This is a genomic window from Bosea sp. PAMC 26642, from assembly GCF_001562255.1.
Classification (GTDB): Bacteria; Pseudomonadota; Alphaproteobacteria; order Rhizobiales; family Beijerinckiaceae; genus Allobosea.
In genome coordinates, this window is the sequence record NZ_CP014301.1 from 2,784,289 (window position 1) to 2,804,101 (window position 19,813).

At 64.3% G+C, this 19,813-nt stretch carries 15 protein-coding genes; 4 read left to right on the forward strand and 11 right to left on the reverse strand.

Annotated elements, in window-relative coordinates:
• Positions 1-6: 6 nt before the first annotated feature.
• The 9 genes from AXW83_RS13470 to AXW83_RS13510 form a co-directional block, all read right to left on the reverse strand.
• Positions 7-1,302 carry a glycosyltransferase gene (locus AXW83_RS13470; protein ID WP_066614270.1) on the reverse strand — a complete coding sequence of 432 codons (1,296 nt, stop codon included), beginning with the start codon at positions 1,300-1,302 and terminating at the stop codon, positions 7-9.
• A 2-nt stretch (positions 1,303-1,304) separates the two neighbouring features.
• Positions 1,305-2,129 (reverse strand): SapC family protein, encoded by an 825-nt coding sequence (locus tag AXW83_RS13475; RefSeq protein ID WP_066614272.1) that lies wholly within the window; start codon positions 2,127-2,129, stop codon positions 1,305-1,307.
• A gap of 85 nt (positions 2,130-2,214) precedes the next feature.
• Positions 2,215-2,970 carry a SapC family protein gene (locus AXW83_RS13480; protein ID WP_066614274.1) on the reverse strand — a complete coding sequence of 252 codons (756 nt, stop codon included), beginning with the start codon at positions 2,968-2,970 and terminating at the stop codon, positions 2,215-2,217.
• A gap of 120 nt (positions 2,971-3,090) precedes the next feature.
• Entirely contained in the window at positions 3,091-4,032 is a 942-nt protein-coding gene (locus AXW83_RS13485) for a calcium-binding protein (protein WP_066614276.1), read from the reverse strand.
• 38 nt (positions 4,033-4,070) lie between these two features.
• Positions 4,071-5,045: a hypothetical protein gene (locus AXW83_RS13490; RefSeq protein ID WP_156640036.1), complete on the reverse strand. Its 975-nt coding sequence runs from the start codon at positions 5,043-5,045 to the stop codon at positions 4,071-4,073.
• Positions 5,046-5,172: 127 nt separating this feature from the next.
• Entirely contained in the window at positions 5,173-6,420 is a 1,248-nt protein-coding gene (locus AXW83_RS28090) for a Hint domain-containing protein (RefSeq protein WP_066614278.1), read from the reverse strand.
• Between the two features lie 792 nt (positions 6,421-7,212).
• On the reverse strand, positions 7,213-8,070 hold the full coding sequence (locus tag AXW83_RS13500) for a WcbI family polysaccharide biosynthesis putative acetyltransferase (RefSeq protein WP_066614284.1): 858 nt from the start codon (positions 8,068-8,070) through the stop codon (positions 7,213-7,215).
• Positions 8,071-8,317: 247 nt separating this feature from the next.
• On the reverse strand, positions 8,318-9,718 hold the full coding sequence (locus AXW83_RS13505; protein ID WP_156640038.1) for a hypothetical protein: 1,401 nt from the start codon (positions 9,716-9,718) through the stop codon (positions 8,318-8,320).
• 42 nt (positions 9,719-9,760) lie between these two features.
• Positions 9,761-10,756: a polysaccharide pyruvyl transferase family protein gene (locus AXW83_RS13510; protein ID WP_066614291.1), complete on the reverse strand. Its 996-nt coding sequence runs from the start codon at positions 10,754-10,756 to the stop codon at positions 9,761-9,763.
• Between the two features lie 270 nt (positions 10,757-11,026).
• On the opposite strand from AXW83_RS13510, the gene AXW83_RS13515 reads away from it, so the two are divergent.
• A complete protein-coding gene (locus AXW83_RS13515) occupies positions 11,027-12,994 on the forward strand; it encodes a hypothetical protein (protein ID WP_156640040.1) in 1,968 nt (655 codons plus the stop codon).
• A 9-nt stretch (positions 12,995-13,003) separates the two neighbouring features.
• Here the strand turns inward: AXW83_RS13515 and AXW83_RS13520 are convergent, their stop codons facing one another.
• Both AXW83_RS13520 and AXW83_RS13525 read right to left on the reverse strand, forming a co-directional pair.
• Positions 13,004-17,023: a Pls/PosA family non-ribosomal peptide synthetase gene (locus AXW83_RS13520; protein ID WP_066614296.1), complete on the reverse strand. Its 4,020-nt coding sequence runs from the start codon at positions 17,021-17,023 to the stop codon at positions 13,004-13,006.
• 264 nt (positions 17,024-17,287) lie between these two features.
• Positions 17,288-17,884: a histidine phosphatase family protein gene (locus AXW83_RS13525; protein ID WP_066614298.1), complete on the reverse strand. Its 597-nt coding sequence runs from the start codon at positions 17,882-17,884 to the stop codon at positions 17,288-17,290.
• 152 nt (positions 17,885-18,036) lie between these two features.
• Here AXW83_RS13525 and folP point away from each other — a divergent pair, with 152 nt between their 5' ends.
• The 3 genes from folP to folK are packed head-to-tail and all read left to right on the forward strand — an operon-like array spanning position 18,037 to position 19,782.
• A complete protein-coding gene (folP, locus tag AXW83_RS13530; RefSeq protein WP_066614300.1) occupies positions 18,037-18,894 on the forward strand; it encodes a dihydropteroate synthase in 858 nt (285 codons plus the stop codon).
• Complete coding sequence (folB, locus tag AXW83_RS13535) at positions 18,891-19,265, forward strand: dihydroneopterin aldolase (protein ID WP_066614302.1); 375 nt, start codon at positions 18,891-18,893, stop codon at positions 19,263-19,265. The genes folP and folB overlap by 4 nt, the downstream gene beginning before the upstream one ends.
• A complete protein-coding gene (gene folK, locus AXW83_RS13540; RefSeq protein ID WP_082767117.1) occupies positions 19,213-19,782 on the forward strand; it encodes a 2-amino-4-hydroxy-6-hydroxymethyldihydropteridine diphosphokinase in 570 nt (189 codons plus the stop codon). Before folB ends, folK begins: the two co-directional genes overlap by 53 nt.
• Positions 19,783-19,813: the final 31 nt, after the last annotated feature.

Here is a 19,813-nt window from a genome sequence, read left to right on the forward strand (position 1 = left end):
CACGCCTCAGCCGAAGCGCGGCGAGGTGATCTCGGCTTCGTCTTCCCTCGCCTTGGCCCAGGGCGTGAAGAAGACATGCTCATGGATCAGCTTCAGATGCGCCGGCAGCGCGACCTGCTGGTAGTCGTAGCGCTCGACCACGGTCCGGCGGGCCCGCTTGCGATGCTCGCGATAGCGCTCGGGATGGGCCAGCGCCGCGACGATCGTATCCGACAGCGCCTCGCGCTCGAAGAACGGTACCAGCAGCCCGTTCCTCTCGTTCGTGATGACTTCGCTGACCGGCGGCGTGTCGGAGCCGACGATCAGGCATTCGAGCGCCATCGCCTCCAGCATCGACCAGGACAAAACGAAGGGATAGGTCAGATAGACATGCGCCGACGACCGGCGCAGGATCGCCAGATAATCCGCATATGGCATCTTGCCCATGAAGTGGATGCGTTCGAGCGGCAGCTGGCCATCCAGCTCCGCCAGCATGGCGGTGCGCCAGTTTGTATGACCGACAGGCGCCACACCATACGAGATCTGATCGCCGCCGATGATGACCGCGCGGGCCCTCGGTCGGGCTCTAAGCACCGCCGGCAGGGCGCGCATGAAGATGTGGAAGCCGCGATAGGGCTCGAGATTGCGCGCCACGAAGGTCACGATCTCGTCGCCCTCGCCGAAGCTCTGGCCGCCCAGCATCTGTTGCGCCGGAGCGGGCCCCGGATCGGGGCGCAGCGCCTCGGTATCGATCCCGTCATGCACGATGCTGATCTTCGGATGCAGTTCGGCCGGAAACACGCTGCGCTGCCACCGTGTCGGCGCGATCGCGAAATTGGCGTCGGCCATTGCCAGCAGGGTCGCCGCATTGCGCAGGATCACGCGCGTCTCGCCGTCGATGCCGAACTGCGCGAACTCCTTGTCGAAGCCGACATCGGTGCCGATCGGCCGGTAGAAGAACTCCGCATAGACCGCGATGATCGCATCGGGAAACAGGGCTCGCAGCGGCAGAGCCTCGCCCCAGCCCGGATGCACATAGATCAGCTTCGGCGAAAATCCCGACAGCTTGAGCGTATTGGCCGCGTAGATCACCTGCTCGGCCCGCCGGCACTCGATCTCGAATCGCCGCGCGAAGGCATGGACCCCGCCCAGCTCGGTGCCCGCGAAGCTGTAGCGCTCGATCGGGATTCCGGGCAGCCCGGGTGCCTGGCGCGCGCCGATGGTCCTGACGCGGACATCGCCCATCTCGGCGAAGCTCTTGGTCAGATTGCGGAATTGGCCCGGAAAATTGTTGTGAATCAATAGGACGTCGAGCGGGATCATGGTCAGCGGTCTGTCGTCCCCAGGAAAGCCTCGATCGAGAACAAGGCACTATCGTCCATCTGTATCGGCTGGTCGATGCCGGTTCGCAATCCGACCTCGTGGGCCGGCTCCAATGGCGTCTGATAAGGCGAGGCCGGCACCATCGGTTCGTCCTGGATGATGCCCTTCACCAGCCAGCGCTGCGAGAAGATGCTTGCGGTTGCGAGCTCGTATCCGGCACAGGAATCGGCCGTCAGCGCGGCGGCGCGGACCGGCGGCAGTGCGAGCAGCCGCTCGCGGCTGGCGACGAGCAGGGCGCTGATCTGTTCGCTGGGCGTCACCGAGAGCGGGGTCAGAACATCGGCCGCCAGCAACATGCGGGCGGTATTGGACAGCCGCCGCACGCCGCGCCCCAGCCGATCCAGCATCATCAGGATCGCATCGAACTCCGGCAGCGGCTTGCCGGGCGCGTCCCAAAAGCCGAAGCCCTTGTCGCCGCTCGCATCCAGCGCAAGCGAAGGCGCGATCTCGACGGACTCATGGTCGTTTTCGAAAGGCCGGCGAAACGGCAGGCAGCGCAGCGCCATCGGAACATAGGGCGCGCGCCAGCGCCATTCCGGCGTCACGAGCGCGCCGGTCAGAAGCGCGGAATGCACCAGGCCGACGACGCGCGGCCCCACCGGCATCAGCGCCACGGCGATCGGCATGTAATGCGACAGATGCAGGATCTCGGTGTCGCCGAGCGGAATGATGATCAGCGAATCGAGGAAGTCGAACCGGACCGGCCTGAGCCAGTTCGCCAGCGCCGCTTCCTCGAGCGACAGGAACTGGATGTCGATCGCGCTCATGGGCGGCGCCCCGGCTCGGCATGGACCATGACGCGTCCCGATGCGCGCAGATGGGAGGACGGGGGCTTGATCTCGACCATGCGCTTCAGGCCTTCGCCACGGATTTTTCCGCGCGCAGACGGTTGGCGATCGCGATCTTCGCGGAGTTCAGCAGCTTGCCGATCTGGAACAGCGAAATCCGCTGGGCAGCGATGAACAGTCCCGCTGTTGGGCCGTGCTGCTCGATCAGGTTGAACATGACGCCGCGGTCGAGACGCGACGCGGCGATCACCATCAGACCGTCGAAGACGATGTCGGGCGCGCCGGGCACCGGAAACTTCAGCGGCCAGGGTTCGAGCAGGCCCGCTTCGTCGATCGCCCGCGTCAGACGCAGCGTCGAGGGCAGGATTCGGCCGAGCGTCAGCGCCGTGCCGGCACGCATCAGCGCGGCACGGCTGAGTTTGCCGTTGTCGGCGATCAGGGGCGCGCCGGCATCGGTCGGCTGGTCGGCGATCACGCGATCGACCGCGATGACCTGGGACGCGATGTCGTCGGGGCTCGGCACCGCGACGGGAAAGGCCTGGAACGCCATCGGCAGCGAGGCCGAACTCTTGCGGCTTTCGGAGGTGAAGCCGAGCCCGCCATCGAGCAGGCTGCGCAGGGCGACGAGCACGGGGCCGTCATCGGTGCGCGCCCAGCACAGCGGGAACCAGGTCGCCAGGTGAATCGCTTCCGTATGCAGCACCGGCACCGCCTGCATCTGCCGGACGATCCGATAGGCATTGGGCGCGAAGATGCGATGGTGCCCCCAATGCGTGCTGAGCTGCACCGGATCCTCGTAAAGCTCCGACCATGATCTCATCGGCGGCAGTATTTCAGAACGATACGGGCCTAGCCAGCGGCGGCCGGACCGTGGCCACATAAAAAGAAAGAGCCCTTTCGGGCTCTTTCTCCGTTGGTGTCGTCAGATCGCAAGCGGCGATCAGGTGTTGTTCTCGTGGAAGATGATCGTCTCGATTTCCGAGTAGGTGATCGAGGATCCATCGTTGAACACGATCGTGGTGCTGCCACCGTTGTCGACCGTATCCGTGATGTCCTGCAGGCTGTGACCGGTGTCGAGCGTGTCGGTGCCGCTGCCGCCGATGACGGTGTCGTTGCCTTCGCCAGCGAAGAACACATCCGCGCCGCTGCCGCCTTCCATGGTGTCGTCGCCGCCGCCGCCGACGATGGTGTCGTCGCCGGAGTCGCCGAGGAACAGGTCGTCGCCGGAGCCGCCAGTGATCGAGTCGGCGCCGGAGCCGCCTTCGACGTAGTTGTCACCGTCACCGGTGTTGATGACGTCGTTGCCGCTGCCGCCGAGGATCGTGTCGTTGCCCTCGCCGCCGATGATCGTATCGGCGCCGGTGCCGCCGAGCAGGTAGTTATCACCCTCGCCAGCGTCGATATAATCGTTGCCGGTGCCGCCATCGACGAAGTCGTCGCCCTCGCCGCCGATCACGGTGTCGTTGCCGGCGCCGGCATAGACCGTGTTCTGGCCGTCGCCGGCATCGATGTAGTCGCTGCTGGTGCCGTCGCTGTGGATCGTGTCGTCGCCACCGGCGGTGGCGATGACCTTCTCGCCGCTGCCGTCGAGAGTGGCGTCGACGGCGTCATCGGTCGTGAAGATGAAGCCCTTGGCCGTCGGATCGAGAACCTGCGGCCCATCGGTCGGATCGGTATAGACCTTGGTCTCGGCACCCGCATCGGGGCCGTCACCGCCGCCGATGAGGTCAGTGCGAGCCGCCTCGCCGGCAATCGAGGGCGTGTCGAACACGCCTGCGTCCTCGAGCGCCTGCAGAATGCCGGCCCGCGCATCATCGGAGAAAACGCCCGAATCATCGAGGAGGTCGGAGAATTGTGTCTCGGTATAGTCGTATGTCGCCATCAGAAAGGTCCTTTCGGAGAAACTTGGTCGCTAGATTTTCAGATCGTCGCTCTGGCGCGGGACGTCCGGAACACCCGGACGCGGCCGGCTGAACCGAACCCGCCAGTATCGTTTGATGAGGCCGTACTCGGCCGGATGGATGCGACTTTGCTGGTTGGGATTTGATTCCGCCCTGCAGTCGTTTCGTTATTATCGCTGGTCGCCACCACGAAGAGGCGAAGCCCGACGAGAGGCTCCATGCCCGTGGGGCCTGAAAGCTCGATGGTCCGTCCTGATTTCGAAATCACTGACGAGCCGAGGAAGACCGCATCGCAACGCAGCACATAGGAGCCTGCGTCCGGCCCGGTCAGGGCGATGGTGAGACCGCTCAGGGGAGCGGCCTTGCCGCGGGATCCGACGAAGTGGCCGGATCCGAGCGGAGCGATCGTCTTCAATTCGCGCGATTTGATGGTCGCCCCGGCAAGCAGGTCCACGCCTGCCGGTCGGTTGCGCCAGCGCAACTCGAAGCCTTCGATCGCCATTGGCAGTTGCGGCCCGCAAACCCAGTCGCCGGCCGGAATGGTAAGATCGCCCCGGCGCGCGACATGCGCCAGGATGCTGATGTCGTCGGGCCGGAAACTGTGCGACCCGAGGCGTTCGTCCGACGCCAGCCCGTTGACCTGCGGCTGACGCAATCCATTGTGGAGACGTTCGAAAACAAATTCGGCGTCGCGGCTACCGCCACGCCGCAAGGGCTCGATCGTCGCCAGAATGGACGATTCACGCTCGGAGCGGATCACGACCGCATCGCCGACCTTCGCAAGCCACGCTGCGCTCGAGCTCTTCTCGGCAAGGATATCGACATTGGATCCCGGAGGAGCGGAAATCGCGACCGCGGGCGCCTGGCTTCCGGCGCTTGAACGGACATAGCGCAGGACGAACAGTCCGGCGCCGACGCGCAAGGTCCGCGTGTCGGTCAAGGAGCCTCCGAATGCAGAAACTTCGCTCATCGAACCCTCCTTTTCCAGCAACAAATCAGTAAGAGCTTAAAAATCGACGCAGTTCGCCTGCGGGCCGGAGGCTGGGCTCCGGCTCGGGATGTCGATGTCGGGTGTCTGGCTATGCCGGGTTCTCCCCGGCATAGCTGATGATGTAGGTGGTTCAGGCGGCCGCGGAGGCCTCGACATTCAGGCGTGACCGGATTGCGTCGAGCGCAGCCCCGCCATGGACCTCGTAGAAGCGCCGCGACTTGCGTGCTTCCGAGCCGCTGTCGCCGAACGCGGCGACATAATCGTCGTAATTGGCGAACATCCGGCGATTGCCGTGTTCGACATAGCTTTCAGTCGGAGCGCCGTTGGTGATCAGCACCTCGGCGGTGTCGAGTTCGACATGGAAATACTCGACCATGTCGAAGTCCGCGACCTGACGGATCGAATGTCCGTTGATCAGGAGCTTGGCGGGGACGAGGACGTCGTCGACCAGCATGGCGTGTTCCGGCGAGACGAACAGGTCCCGGACCGGAACGTTTTCGCCGAGCGAACCGGCGGTGAACAGCACGGGGGCGATGTTCTTGCCCGCTGCGACGAAGGTCCGGCCATAAGCGCGCCGGCCGATCCACTTCACCGGCGCCGAAACGCCATCGACGGTCACGACCAGGTCGCCGGCGACGAGCTGCTCGACGGCGACTTCACCGTTCGGCGTCGACACGCTCGTGCCGCGCATCAGGCAGGCGATCTCGGTGTTCGCGATGACGTCTTCCAAGGTGGCGTTCAGCACCGTGATGGTGCCCTTGCCCGGAACGGTGATGGTAACGTTGTCGCCATCGGAATCGAAGGTGACCTCATCGCTGCCGAGATAGCTGGTGAGATCGATTTTATCGTTCGCGCTGAAGTCGGTGATGATATCGCCGCCAAAGTCGCCGTCGAAGACGAAGGTGTCGCTGCCCGACCCGCCGGACAGAATGTCATCCGACCCGTCATTGGCGCCGCCATTGAGAACGTCGGCACCCTGGCCGCCGAACAGCGCGTCGTCGCCCTGGCCGCCGTTCAACTCGTCGCCGCCCTCGCCGCCGAACAGCGAGTCGTCACCGGAGTCGCCGAACAGAGCATCGGCACCCTGGCCGCCCGTCAGCGCGTCATCGCCCGAGCCGCCATAAATCTTGTCGGTGCCCTGACCGCCGGAAAGGTCATCGTCGCCCGAGCCGCCATACAGCTTGTCGGCGCCCTGGCCGCCCGTGATCGTATCGTCGCCACTCTGTCCGTAGACCGTATCGTCGCCACTTCCAGCATCGACCTCATCGTCGCCCGAGCCTGCGAACACCGTATCGTCGCCGCCCTTGGCATTGATGACGTCGTTGCCGCCGCCGGTGATGATGTCTTCGCCGCTATCGTCGCCGTTATAGATCGCCATGCTGTCATCCACCTCTTTTTGTAAATCGGATCGGCACGAGGCCGGCGGGGGAAATTGGTAATTCGTCGTAGCAGCATGGTGCGTCGCGGTAAAGGGTTAAGGCGCGACAACTCGCCTCACGGCTACGTCTTGGCTAACGATTCTTGACCTTAGGGTTCCCAAATTTCCCTAAAAACCAATGTATAAGTCAAAAAGTAAAAGTTTTAATAAAAACTAATACTATCGAATTTGACTCAATAGTGATTCGCGCGCCCAAGCGACGATACGTAACATTTGGTTAAAATTTTAATAATATGGTTAAAATTTTTTTAACGCTGATGGCGCCCTTCGCAAGGCCCGACTCGACTCTAAGTTTCTCCACAGATTCTTACGACGGAGGGTATTTTTCGTTAGATTCAGTGACCAAAAAACCTCAACTGGGCACATTTTGGGGAACCTCCGAGGCTGTCCACGCAACCTGAAACGGTCCCGGAGCGTGGCGCTCGGCGGCCCCGTTCGGCCAAGCCGGTTGCGGTTTAGGAGAGGGTCGTCGGGGTGATTCGCGGCATTTTAAGTCACGCGAAACGGCCTGTGTGCGGCGCACAAGACCATCGCTATCCTGCGAGGTTGCTTGATTTCCCGCTTACTTCGCCGGGCCGGCCGTCACGCAAAAAGCCGCAAGGCGGCTGCGGATACGACACGTCAGGCGCCGCAAAGCCCCGCTGCAGTGCACACAATCACAGGGTGTGAAAAGCTCCGCGCAAGCCATATGCGGGAGAATGCCCGCGCAGGATGCGCCCCGGCATGGGGGGTTCAGGCCCGGCCGCGCACCACGTCGTAGACGCGATAGAAGGCCTCGGTCAGCGCCTCGACGGAATAGACCTGGATCTCGCCGAGTTCGACCTTGTGGTCGGCGATCGAGAGCACGGTGCGCCCGCGATAGGCCGGCTCGCCGTCGAAGGGCAGCCCGAACTTGCGCACGATCGCGGGGCTCGCTGGGATGTAGCACTCGTCGAGTCGGTAGGGCGCAGCCACCGCCTTGTCGACCTCGAATTCGAGACCGACGCGCTCGGTCAGCCGGCGCAGCATCTCGCCGAGCAGATCATTCAGGGGGTGATTTGGTGTGTAGAACAACCGCTGCGCGGCGAGGTGATCCCCGATGAAATCCGAGATCGGCACGTCGACATCGGTTTCGCGGGCGCGCAATTGCCCAAGCGAACGGCCGAACGGATCGGGCGCCTTCTGGAACAGCGGCTCCTCGGAAAACGCCTCCTGCGCCTCGGCGATCGTCGCGCCACGCTGATGCGCAGCGGAAATCTGCTCGAAGTGGTAGTCGCCGAGCGGGCCGAGCAGTTTTCCCCAGCCGCCGAGATAGATGTACTGCACGCCCGGAAAATAGCCGTCGAAATAGATGTTCGGCCAGATCGTCACCTTGTCGCCGAAGCTCTTCTTGATCTCGGCGCTGGAGAGCCAGTCCATCTTGAATTCGTCGGAGATGCGCTGCGCGAAGACGAAATCGGCCTCTGCCAGTTTGGCATAGACACCGTCCTTGTGCTCGGCGGTCATCATGAAGACGGGGTCGAGGCGCACGACCTCGATGTCGCGCCGCGCCGTCGCCAGCATCATTTCCATGTGCTGTGCCTGGCAGTTGCCGAGGATACAGATCTTCATATTGCCTCAGCAGCCTCCGATGCGTCGTCCGCGGGACATGGTGCCAAACGAGCGAAGTCCTCGCCAGCATCCGCCTCGATTCAGATATTCGTGTCTACGTCCTATGATCACCAGATCAAGCCCCGGATGTGGCCGGAATACCGATTGCCCGTCCGAGTGGACCAGCTTGCTTCGATAAGGGTTGAGAAATCGCTGACATTCCGGCTGCCCGGATGCATCCGTGCCGCGCTTCGAGGCCGGCGCCGCTTCAATGCGGTGCCAGCGGGATCGCCGTGACCGATTCGGCCGGCAACCGCAGCCCTGTTCCCGAGGTTCCGGCGCAGGTTGCGATCCCGGCCGCCGGCTTGGACGCTGCCGGTTTGCGGTTCGCGAGCATGATGTCGAGCGGTTCCCGGCTGGGATTGGACACGATCAGACTGTCCCTCCCCGCCTTGCGCAGCAAGGCGACGCGTCCGTCGGGACTGGTCTCGATCGCGTCGGGCCGGTCGGCGTCGAGCCGCTCCGCCAGCGTCCGCATGGCGCGGTAGACCGGCTTCTCCTGTCCCTTGACGTCGAGCAGGCCCATGCTGCCCTTGCCCCAGGACTGGTCCTGGAACTCCCACTGGATCACAATGCCGACTTTGCCCGCATAGAGGCGCATCAGGTCGCGCGTACTGTAACCGGCATAGGCTTCGGTGAGCCCGATATTGTCGTCGCCCCGGTTGCGGGCATTCATGCGCTGGGTCTTGTCGAGGATGTCGGGCCGTCCGACCCCGAATTCGGTGATGGCGATCTCGGGCTTGCGCCCCAGTTCGGCAAAGCGCGCCAGCAGTTTGTCGAGTTCGGCCGACCGGTCCATGCCTGCCGCATCGTCCCAAGCGTGCAGGCTGACCACGTCGACCGCGTCGAGGATGCCGAGCGCGATGGCCTTGTCGCGGAAGAACGGCTGGGCCTCGGCGATCCGGCCCGTACCGGGACCGAAGATGCGCGGCAGCGCGACGCCGCGACGCTTCGCTTCGCCGCGGACCGCACGCACCAGCGCCAGGTAATCGGCCGGCAAGATCTTGATGGCCCAGCTACCGTCCGGCTCGTTTGACAGCTCGACCGCGTCCAGCGGCACACCCGCCTCCGCGATGGCCTTGAGATGGGCCACGTAGAAGCGCGCCGCCAGCGACACGTTTTCCGGCTTCATGACACGCCAGGTCGGCGCCTTGGGCTTGGTGAAATCGGGCTCGCCCGGCAAAGGCGGCGGTTCCCAGATGATCAGATGCAGCTTTGTGCGGCTGCGCGCGACGATGTCGCGCATGACTGCGGCGTGCCTGTCCGCATTGGTCATGGTCGCGAAACCCGCCGCCACAGCCATATCGAGCTCGGTATCGCTCATCTCCTGCCGTAGCGCCGGCTGGCGCCGCCAGCTCGGCCCCAGGGAGAACCGCAGATGATGCGGCTTCAGCGCGAGCAGCCGGTCGACCGAGGCCGGGCTCTGCACCAGAGTGGCAGGCCAGACCTGTGTGCCGAAAGCCGGCGGCGCGGGCTGCGCCGAAACCGTCTTCGCCGGCCAGTCGCAGCAGGGGACCGCATCCAGCCGGCAGGCCGCATCCTGGGCCGAAGCCGGCAAGGCCGACGCGACCATGGCTAATGCCAGGATCGCGCCGCGTAAAAGTTTCAACCGCAGGATTCCGCTCCTCGTCCTGTACGCGGCCCGACGGGCTCAGCGCAGTTCGTTCAGCATTTCGCGCCGCAGCCGCATCATCGAGCTGTGAGCGGCGCCGCGCAGGGCCGACACCGTCGCGCGCGGGATCGGCGCCATGTATTTCGGCAACCGCTCGGCGATGTCGGGATGGATATAGTGGCCGATCAGGTCGCGCCGCTCGATCATCTTGTAGAGGCTGTTGAACTTGTCGGTGGTGGTCAGCGTGATCGCCGGAATGCCGTAGGCGGTCGCGACGACGCAGCCATGGAATTTCGTGCTCGCGATCACGTCGCAGGCGGCGATCTCCTTGGTCAGCTGGTCAAGGTCGTTGGGATCGACCGTCGTCATGTGCGGATAGTCGAATTCCTTCAGCCCCTCGAGATCGTCGTCGCGGATCATGCCTGTGCCGAGCACGATGTTGCGGATCTCGTAGCCGAAGCCGCGCGCCCGGTCGCAAAGCTGGGCGATATGGTCCCAGCGCGTCGCCCCGGGTGTCAGCTTGCGCATGACCAGGCCGAAGACCTTCTTCTTCGGGTCGCGCTTCACCACCGGGTAATCCAGCGAGAACACCATGTCGGCGCTGTAGTCGATCGGGGCCGTCGGCTTCAGCTTGGCCTTGACCCACTCGACGCTCTCGGTGTCGCGGACATTGATCTTCTTGACGTTCGGATGCTGCACGAACTTGGCCATCTTCTCGATGACCTGCGGATCTTCGCCGATCCAGAGCGGCACGCCGACGCCGTGGTAAAAGATCGGCTTCTCCAGGAAATGGTCATCGAAATAATTCGTCGCGAAATATTTCGGAATGAACAGATCGCCGCCACCGATGATGATGGCATCGAGTCCCTTGATCTTATCGTAGGACGCCTGCGTATAATGCGGATGCGTCAGGCTATCTTGAATGATGACCAGCTCGCAATCATAAAAATACTTTCGATAGACGTCGAGGAACAGCTCGTCCCCGTAATTGCCGTAGCCGAAATATCCGACCAATCCGATCCGCGCACGAGGCATCCGGTAAAACTCCGATTCGTTAAGACTGCATCATGTCACCCATAAATGACTGAAACATGTGCCCATTGCATGGCTCGATTTTTATCGATCACGCAAAAGTCCGGGAGCCGCCGTTTCCGGTCCGGCGGTCGGTAAGGCTTCGATAATCAATCTTGGCCCTTAACGGATCAGCGGCAGTTGCCGGCCTCGACGACCTCGCGGCCTTGCGCGATAAACGAAGTTTGGCGCTATCGCACCAAATCCGCCTCCGTTCGCAAGGCAAGATCGTATATGTCCGACAGAATTGAAATGCCACGCCTCTGTCTTATCGGAACATCGAACGCGGTATTCGCTGACGGCTACAGCCGCGCGTTTTCGGAAAGCAAGTATCTCAAAAAATTCGACAAACACGCACTGGGTTTTTCTTCCAGTCTCATGTTTTCGATGATGGCGCCACTCATTGACTTCTCGCAATATGACATCTGCGTTCTCGATTTTGCGGTCAACGATGGCAACCAACTGGCGGCAAAAATTTCATCCCCTGAAATAATCCGCACGGCAGTCGAAGACGCAGTTGTCAAAATCTTGGAGAAAAACTGCCTGCCGGCTCTATTTATCCTGCCTGTATTGTCACTGTATAAAACAAAAAATAGCGAAATCAGAAATCTATATCTTGAAATATCAAAGAAATTCAATCTGCCTGTCTTTGACGGATACGCTTATCTTGATTTCGTGCATTCGAACGGTCAGCCTATAACGACGTTGTTCAAAGATGATATGCATCTGACACGCGATGTCGCGGCGTCGCTTGCCGCCTCGTTCCTTGAGGGGCTGCTCATCGCCCATCGTGTCAGGGCACCCGGCCGCCAAGCGATCGGCTCGGGCTTCACCTACAGCTACCTGGGAATCGACAAACTCGAGGTCGACCCCAGCCTCATCGGATATCGCAAGACGAAACTCTTCGCCGCCGGCGTCGCGGATATTCGCGGGACGACACCATGCCGGGTCGCCGACCCCGATCTCGAAATCATCGGCATGGGTGTGGATTGGGCGAACACGAGCGGCACGCTCGATATCGCATCTGGCGATACGGCGAGCCTCAATATCAACAACGCCTACTCCGGCGCCGACCCCAAACGCTTCATTTTCGGAATCTACCCCTGGCTGAAGCCGGTCGCGGTACAGGACGGCGTCATATCGCTGAGCGTAGAACCCAACGAGAAGGTAGCTGGCCCGGCGCGCATCGCACTCGGCGGCCTGGTCGCACGCAAGCCTGTGGACTACGCGACGACCTGTTTGCTTCCAAGGCCCATGGTCATCAGTGACGCACTGTTCAGTTCCAACAATGCGTCCCAATTCCGCGATGTGAAACGCTGGAATCGGCCCGTCCACTATTTCGACAATCTCGAAAATTTCCTCGCGACTAAAAGCGCCCCCAGTGGGATTTATTCGATAAAGGCGCTCCGGACATTCTTCGACGTGCTGTTGGACGACCGGAAATCATCCGCCACGGTTGTCGTGTTTCACGCGGCCATCGCCAATCGGGCCGACGTCAAGCTGCCTTTCTTCGCCGGCCAGAAATTGGCGGGGGCGGATGCGAACGTCATTCTGGTGTCCGATCCGGCCCTGTACACGAATGCGAAAGTCCCGCTTGCCTGGTTTGCCGGTCGAAAGGGCTGCCCGGTTCAGCCGATCCTGCTTCTGATCCTGAAGACAATCATCGAGCGCCTCGGGACGAAGAAGCTGATCTTCACCGGGCCGTCGGGAGGAGGCTTCGCCTCGCTCTATTATTCCTACTTCTTCCCGGACTCGCTGTGCGTGCCGTCGAACCCGCAGACGATCATCGGCAATTTCAACCCGGCGGCGGTAGCCGCCTATTGCAGAGCCTGCTTCGGCGCATCCGGCGCCGACGCGGTCGAGCGCGTCCTGCAGACTGAGATCGATTCATCTCTGCCCGATCTCTATGCCGGCGGAGTGCCGAACTACGTCATCTATTGTCAGAACAGCACGGACGATCACGTCGAACTGCAGGAGAAACCATTCCGCGCCGCGCTTCCACCGGGAGATGCGCCACGGGCTGTCTTCGTGCACGGCAACTGGGGCAACGGCCATGTCGCGCCCCCTGCCACGCAATGGAGCCAACTCCTGTCCGCCGCCGTGAACTGGCCCGGCGGCTGGGCCGGGTTCCTCCAATCCCATGATTTCAGCGAACTCGGTGCGGCATCGGGAGCGGGCCGCAACGAAAGCGGAGGGCAATGACGACGCGCCCTACCCCGCCACATGCACCGCAGCCGCCGCCGGCACCGCCGGCGCGCCCTCCCAGCGCGTATGCGCCGGCAGGTTCTCGCCCTTCATGATCACGGTCAAAAGACCGATCTGGGCGAAGTCGCCGACATGGGTGTCGTAGAGCACGGTCGCACCGGCCCCGACGCAGACGCCCCGGCCGAGCTTCACCCGCCCGACCTTCATGACGCGGTCCTCGTAGAGATGCGTCTGCAGGGCGGAATGCGCATTGACGGTGCAGAAATCGCCGACCTCGATGCAGTCGAACTCGGTGATGTCGGTGGAATCGAGCCAGACGCCGCGGCCGTATTTCGCGCCGAACAGCTTGAGAAACCAGGGCAGGAACGGCGTGCCGCGCAGATAGTCGAACAGCACCTTGCCGCCGAGCCCCCAATACATCACCGCGACGGCTTCCGTCCGCATCGCCCAGAACGACCACATCGGCTTCATCACCGGTTTGTAGACGCCCATCATCAGCCATTTGATCGCGGCGCAGATCAGCGCCTGCGTCACCGCGATCAGCACCGCGACGCCCATGAAGGACAGCACGAGCCCAAGCCAGTCCTGCTCGTTGATCTTCTGCTGCAATACGAGATCGACCGCGATCGTGCCGAAGGTGATGAACAGCATCGCCGGAAAAGAGGTGTGCAGCGCCTCGAACAGCCCCCGCGCCACCTGCTTGCGCATCGAGGGTTTGTAGGTCCAGTCCGCGCCGAGATCGACCTTCTGCCGCGTCGGCAGCCTGATCGGCGGCGAGCCGAACCAGGTGTCGCCGGCCGACATCAGCTCGTTGGCCGGCGGCTTCGACTTGATGCCGATCAGCACCCGGTCGGGGATGATCGCGCCCGGCGGCACCACCGCATCGTTGCCGACAAAGACCTGCTCGCCGGTGCGTGTCATGTCGAGGCGCATATAACCGCGCCGCATGTCCTCGTCACCGAACACGACCTCGTCGGCGATGAAGTTGCCGGCACCGATGCCGGTAAGGTCGTAGCGTCCCGACAGATTGGTCGAGATTTCGGCGCCGCTGCCGATGCGCGCGCCCATCAGGCGATACCAGGCCCGCATGTAGATCGTCGCAAACAGCGAGGACAGCGTCTCCAGCGTCACCTCGGTCGCCAGCGCCACCGTCCATTTGCGCGCATAGAAGCCCGAATGGATCGAGTAGGAGCCCGAGGTCACGCGCGGCAGGATCGCCCAGCGCAAGCCCGCCATCAGCAGCACGGTGAAGGCGATCAGGCCGATCGCGGTCGGCCAGGTCAGCAGAGGCAGGTACCAGAGATAGCTGATCTCCGACCAGCTCGCGATCCAGTCGTCGATCTGGTCGAACAGCCAGAAGGCCGGGAAGATCGGTAGCAGGCTGATCGGCGGCACGACGATCAGCATGAAGACGTAGAACGCCGTCATCGCGGCGCGGCGGCGCGGGCTCGCCTCTGCCTGCGGCGGCAGGGACGCCAGATCGACGGTGCCGATCCTGCGGCCGGGCGACCCGTCCCAGATCTCGGCCTCGCCGATCCGCGTGCCCGGCGCGATCGCGGTCAGGTCGCCGATCTCGGCATGGTCGCCGACGACGCAGCCGCCGCCGAAGACGACGGAGGCGCCGGCCGATACGTCCTTGCCGATCGTGATCCTGCTGATGATCAGCTTGTCGCCGATCGCCTCGCCATTGGCGAAGGTGGTCTTGGACCCGAAGGCCGAGCCGGCCCCGATCTCGATCAGGTCGATGGCGCCGGCCTCATAGTCGGAAATGATGACGTCGCGCCCGACCTTGGCGCCGAGCAGGCGCCAGTAGACGCGCATCACCGGAGTGCCCTGCAGCCATTTGATGTGCACCAGCCCGGCGACGCGCGCCGCAAACCACCAGCGGAAATAATACACGCCCCAGAGCGGATACTCACCAGGCCTGGTGCGGCCGAGTACGATCCATTTCAGCGCGATGGCGATGAAGCCGGTGACGATGGTGATCGCGACATAGACGCCCAGCAGCGCGGCGATCTGGCCGGGCAGCGGCAGGTTCTCGCCCGAAAGCAGCATGTAGGTGACGAAGATGCCGAGCCATTGCGCGGTCGACAGCCCGATGATCACCGGCAGCGCCACAGCCTGCGCCAGCCCGCACAGGAAACGCCGCAGGAAGGGCGGTGGCGTGAAGGAGAGGTCCTGCGCCTCGGCGATGCCACGCCCGTCGAGCAATGCCGCCATGCCGCGCAAGGAGCGCGCGCCATAGACGTCCTGCAGCGTGATCCCGGCATAGGCCGGCGTCTCGCGCACGATCGAGATAAAGCGTGCCGCCAGCAGCGAATGGCCGCCGAGATCGACGAAGAAATCGGCCTCCAGCGGCAGCGACGCCGCACCGAGCACGCGCTTGGCCGCCTCCAGCAGGGCGGCCTCGGTCGCATTGCGCGGCGGCTCCTGCTCGCCGGCGGCCGCAGGTGCCGTCAGGGGCGCGGCCTTAAGCATCTTGCGGTCGATCTTGCCGGAGACCATGCGCGGCAGCGACCCGACCGCCTCGAAATGCGCCGGCACCATATAGGGCGGCAGCTTGTCCCGCAGCGCTGCGCGTAACGCCGCCCCGTCCACCGCGATGCCAGGCTCGGCCACGACGAAGGCCACCAGCCGCTCGATCTCCTCGTCGGTGCGCATCACCACCGCCGCCTGGTTGACGCCCGGCTCGTCGGCAAGCTTCGATTCGATCTCGCCGAGTTCGACCCGGAAGCCGCGGATCTTGATCTGGTCGTCGATGCGACCGTGGAAGACGATGTTGCCATTGTCGTCGAGGCTGACCGCATCGCCCGAGCGGTAGAGCACGGGATCGTCGATCCCGCCGAAGGGATTGGCGATGAACTTCTCCGCCGTCAGCTCGGGGCGTCCATGATAGCCCTTGGCGACGCCGGGACCGCCGATCAGCAACTCGCCCTGCTCGCCGGGCGCCACCGGCTTCATGCCCTCGCTGACGACATAGGCGGTGTAGTTGGCGATCGGCCGGCCGATGGTGACCACCTCCCCGGGCAGGACCTCGGCCGCGGTCGCGACGACGGTCGCCTCGGTCGGACCATAGGTGTTGAGGATGCGCCGGCCGGGACGCGACCATTTCTGCACGATGGCGGGCGGCAGCGCCTCGCCGCCGAGCAGGATCAGCCGCAGCGACGGCACATCCGACGGCAGGATGCCGAGCAGTGTCGGCACCGTGTCGATCACGGTCACGCCGGCCTCGGTCAGGATGCCGGGCAGCCTCTCGGCATCGCCCATCGTCTCCGGGCTCGCGACATAGAGCGTCGCGCCGACGAGATAGGGCGTCCAGATTTCTTCCATCGAGAGATCGAAGGCGACCGAGGCGCCCTGGAACACGATGTCGTCCGGCCCGACGCCATAGAAGGCGTTTCCCGAGCGCAGGAAATGACAGATGTTGCGATGACTGATGACGATCGCCTTGGGCGTTCCCGTCGAGCCGGAGGTGTAGATCAGATAGGCCGGATGCTGCTGGGTCAGCCCAGCAGCCCTTGCCGGCATGGCCGCGCCGTCGTCGCCGGCGGCGAGCTCGTCGGGGGCCCAGACCGTGCAGCCGGTCGCCTCCGCCCTGCCCTTCCATTCGGGAGCGGTCACGATGCCCTTGGCGGCGGCATCGATCAGGCAGGTCGCGATCCGGTCGACCGGCGCCTCGGCATCGAAGGGCACCCAGGCGGCACCACTCCGGGTGATCGCGATCTGGGCGATGAGCAGGTCGATGCCGCGCGGCATCCACAAGCCGACCATGTCGCCAGGTCCGACACCGGCCCGCGCCAGGCCACGCGCCTGCCGTCCTGCCAGCGCCCAGATCTCGTCATAGCTCAGGCTGCGTCCGGCATCGACCAGCGCGGGATGGGCGCCGCGCGCCGCCACGCTCGCCGCGAGGATTTCGCCCAGCACCTCGTCGCGCAGCAGATCAGGCCGCTTCTCGCCTGCCAGCATCGCCAGCGGGCGCGCGCCCGCAACCGTTCCGGTCGCCGGGATGGTGCTGATATCGTTCATGCGCCCTGCTGCGGCCGCATCCGGGAGGCGTCATGGAGTCGCCCGCTGGTGCGACCGTCCGACATGACCTCCCGAGCTGAGCCGCACCTTCAATTCGATCCGGAACGCCGCATCTCCGATACGGAAATCCGGCTGTGCCCCCCGGCCGAGCCAGCCGCCGCCGCTCGGCGTCCTGCTAGCACGCCACTCGTGCAAAAGCACGACTGAACCCGCGATGAACGCCTGAGGCGCGGTGTCGCCGGGTCGCGTGCAGCGGATGTCCGCCTAGACCCATTCGGCCCGATTTCCGGTGACGACGAGGATCTTGCCTTGCCAGATCTCGACCAGAGCTGCTTTCTGCGGCGACACCGCACCGACTAGGGCCAGCACCGCGCGCGCCACGCCGCCATGGCTGACGATGACGGTCTCAGCCGTCAGTTCGGTCAGGACCGGCCTGATTCGCTCGGCCAGCATCCGGTAGCTCTCGCCATTCGGCGGTACGAAACCCCATTTGTCGCGCTCCCGCGCCGAGGCGAGCTCGCGGTCGGTCTTGCGCATTTCGCGCCAGGTCCGCCCCTCCCAGTCGCCGAAGGTCAGCTCGCGCAGGCGCTCGTCGAGGCGGTAGCCGCCCGCCGGGAGCCCGAGTTCGGCGCGCAGGATGTCCATGGTGTCACGGGCGCGCAGCATCGGCGAGCCAATGAAGTCGAGCGCTGCGAAATCGGGCACGAGTTCGCGCAGCCGATGCGCCGCTTCCACCGCCTGCCGGCGTCCGAGATCGTTCAGCGGAATGTCCTGGCCGCCCTGCAGCCGCCCTTCGCGATTCCAGTCGGTCTCGCCGTGACGGACGAGGATAAGGCGGTGCGGGAGGCTGATCGGGACCATGCCGGGCTCATGCACGTTGGCGGTCACGGCGTCAAAGCACGGCCGCGTGCATGGGCCATGCGTTGCTGCCATGGGCCAGACGCGGACGCTTTCGGTTGGCCCGCTCCGCGTGGCTGTGTATAGGCGGCACTCCGCCGCTGCAGATTGTTGAAATGGCCCAGGCCCTTGTCTTGACAGCCCTTGTCTTGCCAGATGGTCGCAGGCTCGACCTCGACGCCAGGCCCCTGCTGATGGGCGTCGTCAACGTAACCCCCGACTCCTTTTCCGACGGCGGGCTGCTGCAGAGCGTCGACGACGCGCTCGCCCATGCCCGGACATTGGTCGAGGAAGGCGCCGACATCGTCGACATCGGCGGCGAATCGACCCGCCCCGGCCATGCCGCCATTGACGCTGCGACCGAGATCGCGCGCGTATTGCCAGTCATCGGGGGCCTGAGCGGGTCGAGCTTTGCGCCCATATCGATCGACACATCGAAGGCGCAGGTTGCCGACGCCGCATTGAAGGCCGGGGCGGCAATCGTCAACGATGTCTGGGGCTGCCAGCGCGAGCCGGCCATCGCCGACGTCGCCGCCCGCCATGGCGCCCCGATGATCCTGATGCACAACCGCGAGACGATCGACGCCGGCATCGATATCCTCGACGATGTCCTGCGTTTCCTTGAACGCTCGATCGTGATCGCCACGAAAGCCGGCGTGCCGCGCAGCCAGATCGTCGTCGATCCCGGCATCGGTTTCGGCAAGACCCAGACGCAGAACCTGTCCCTGATACGCGACCTCGATCGCCTGGCCGAGCTCGGCTGTCCGGTCCTCCTCGGCGCCTCGCGCAAATCGACGATCGGCCGCATCACCGGCCAGACTGTCCCCGCCGAGCGCGTCGCCGGCAGCATCGCAGCCCATCTGTTCGGCGTCAGCCGGGGCGCAGCCATCATCCGCGCGCATGACGTGCGCGGCCATTCCGACGCGCTCAAGGTCTGGGCCGCCATCCGCGAGCCGGCAAAGGTGACATCATGAGCGAAACCGGCAGCATCCTGATCGAAAAGCTGGATATCTACGCCTATCACGGGTTCTTTTCGGAGGAAGAGCGGCTGGGGCAGCGCTTCGTGCTCGATCTGGTGCTGGAGACGGACCTGCGTGCTTCCGCGGTCAGCGACGCGCTGGCCGACACCGTGAACTACGGCACGGTCGTCGCCGTGGTCACGGAAACTTTCACCGCCCGCCGCTTCAACCTGCTGGAAGCCGCTGCGCGCGCCGTCGCGCTGGCCGTCCTCGACGGTTTTTCGGCGGTGACCCGTGTCGAGGTGACGCTGCGCAAGCCTGCCCCGCCGATCCATGCGACCTTGGGCAGCGTGGGTATCAAGCTGGATTATCGGCGTGGTGGTTGAAGCTGCGCTCGGCCTCGGCGGCAATCTCGGCGACCCCGTCGCCGCTTTCGCCGCCGCGCTGAAGGGGCTGGCACGGCACCCCGCGATCGCCTCCGTCCGCTCATCTAGCGTCTACCGCACAGCTCCCTGGGGCAAGCTCGACCAGCCCGAATTCCTCAATATGGCGGTGCTGATCGAGACGGATCTGGCGGCGCGCGAGCTGTTGGCGCTATGCCTGGAACTCGAACGCGCCAATGGCCGCGAACGCGGCGAGCGCTGGGGCCCGCGCACGCTCGACATCGACATCCTGACCTATGGCGATGCCGTCATCGACGAGCCGGGTCTGCAACTGCCCCACCCCCGCATCGCCGAGCGCGCCTTCGTACTGGCGCCGCTGGCCGAGATCGCGCCGGCACTTCCGATCGGCGGCAGCAGCACGGACGCCCTTCGCGACGCCCTCGCAGACTCGACGGTCCGCCGCGATACGGGGGCGACAGAGCGCCTGAGACAGGCGCTTGGCAGCGGAAGAGACGATTAACTCTCACCTGACGTTTCGGCAGCTCCGGATT

What these genes read in the sequence shown, in the direction of transcription:
- AXW83_RS13470 (WP_066614270.1), bottom strand. Translation starts at nt 1,302, where the DNA reads ATGATCCCGCTCGACGTCCTATTGATTCACAACAATTTTCCGGGCCAA.
- AXW83_RS13475 (WP_066614272.1), bottom strand. Translation starts at nt 2,129, where the DNA reads ATGAGCGCGATCGACATCCAGTTCCTGTCGCTCGAGGAAGCGGCGCTG.
- AXW83_RS13480 (WP_066614274.1), bottom strand. Translation starts at nt 2,970, where the DNA reads ATGAGATCATGGTCGGAGCTTTACGAGGATCCGGTGCAGCTCAGCACG.
- AXW83_RS13485 (WP_066614276.1), bottom strand. Translation starts at nt 4,032, where the DNA reads ATGGCGACATACGACTATACCGAGACACAATTCTCCGACCTCCTCGAT.
- AXW83_RS28090 (WP_066614278.1), bottom strand. Translation starts at nt 6,420, where the DNA reads ATGGCGATCTATAACGGCGACGATAGCGGCGAAGACATCATCACCGGC.
- AXW83_RS13500 (WP_066614284.1), bottom strand. Translation starts at nt 8,070, where the DNA reads ATGAAGATCTGTATCCTCGGCAACTGCCAGGCACAGCACATGGAAATG.
- AXW83_RS13510 (WP_066614291.1), bottom strand. Translation starts at nt 10,756, where the DNA reads ATGCCTCGTGCGCGGATCGGATTGGTCGGATATTTCGGCTACGGCAAT.
- AXW83_RS13515 (WP_156640040.1), top strand. Translation starts at nt 11,027, where the DNA reads ATGTCCGACAGAATTGAAATGCCACGCCTCTGTCTTATCGGAACATCG.
- AXW83_RS13520 (WP_066614296.1), bottom strand. Translation starts at nt 17,023, where the DNA reads ATGAACGATATCAGCACCATCCCGGCGACCGGAACGGTTGCGGGCGCG.
- AXW83_RS13525 (WP_066614298.1), bottom strand. Translation starts at nt 17,884, where the DNA reads ATGGTCCCGATCAGCCTCCCGCACCGCCTTATCCTCGTCCGTCACGGC.
- folP (WP_066614300.1), top strand. Translation starts at nt 18,037, where the DNA reads ATGGCCCAGGCCCTTGTCTTGACAGCCCTTGTCTTGCCAGATGGTCGC.
- folB (WP_066614302.1), top strand. Translation starts at nt 18,891, where the DNA reads ATGAGCGAAACCGGCAGCATCCTGATCGAAAAGCTGGATATCTACGCC.
- folK (WP_082767117.1), top strand. Translation starts at nt 19,213, where the DNA reads ATGCGACCTTGGGCAGCGTGGGTATCAAGCTGGATTATCGGCGTGGTG.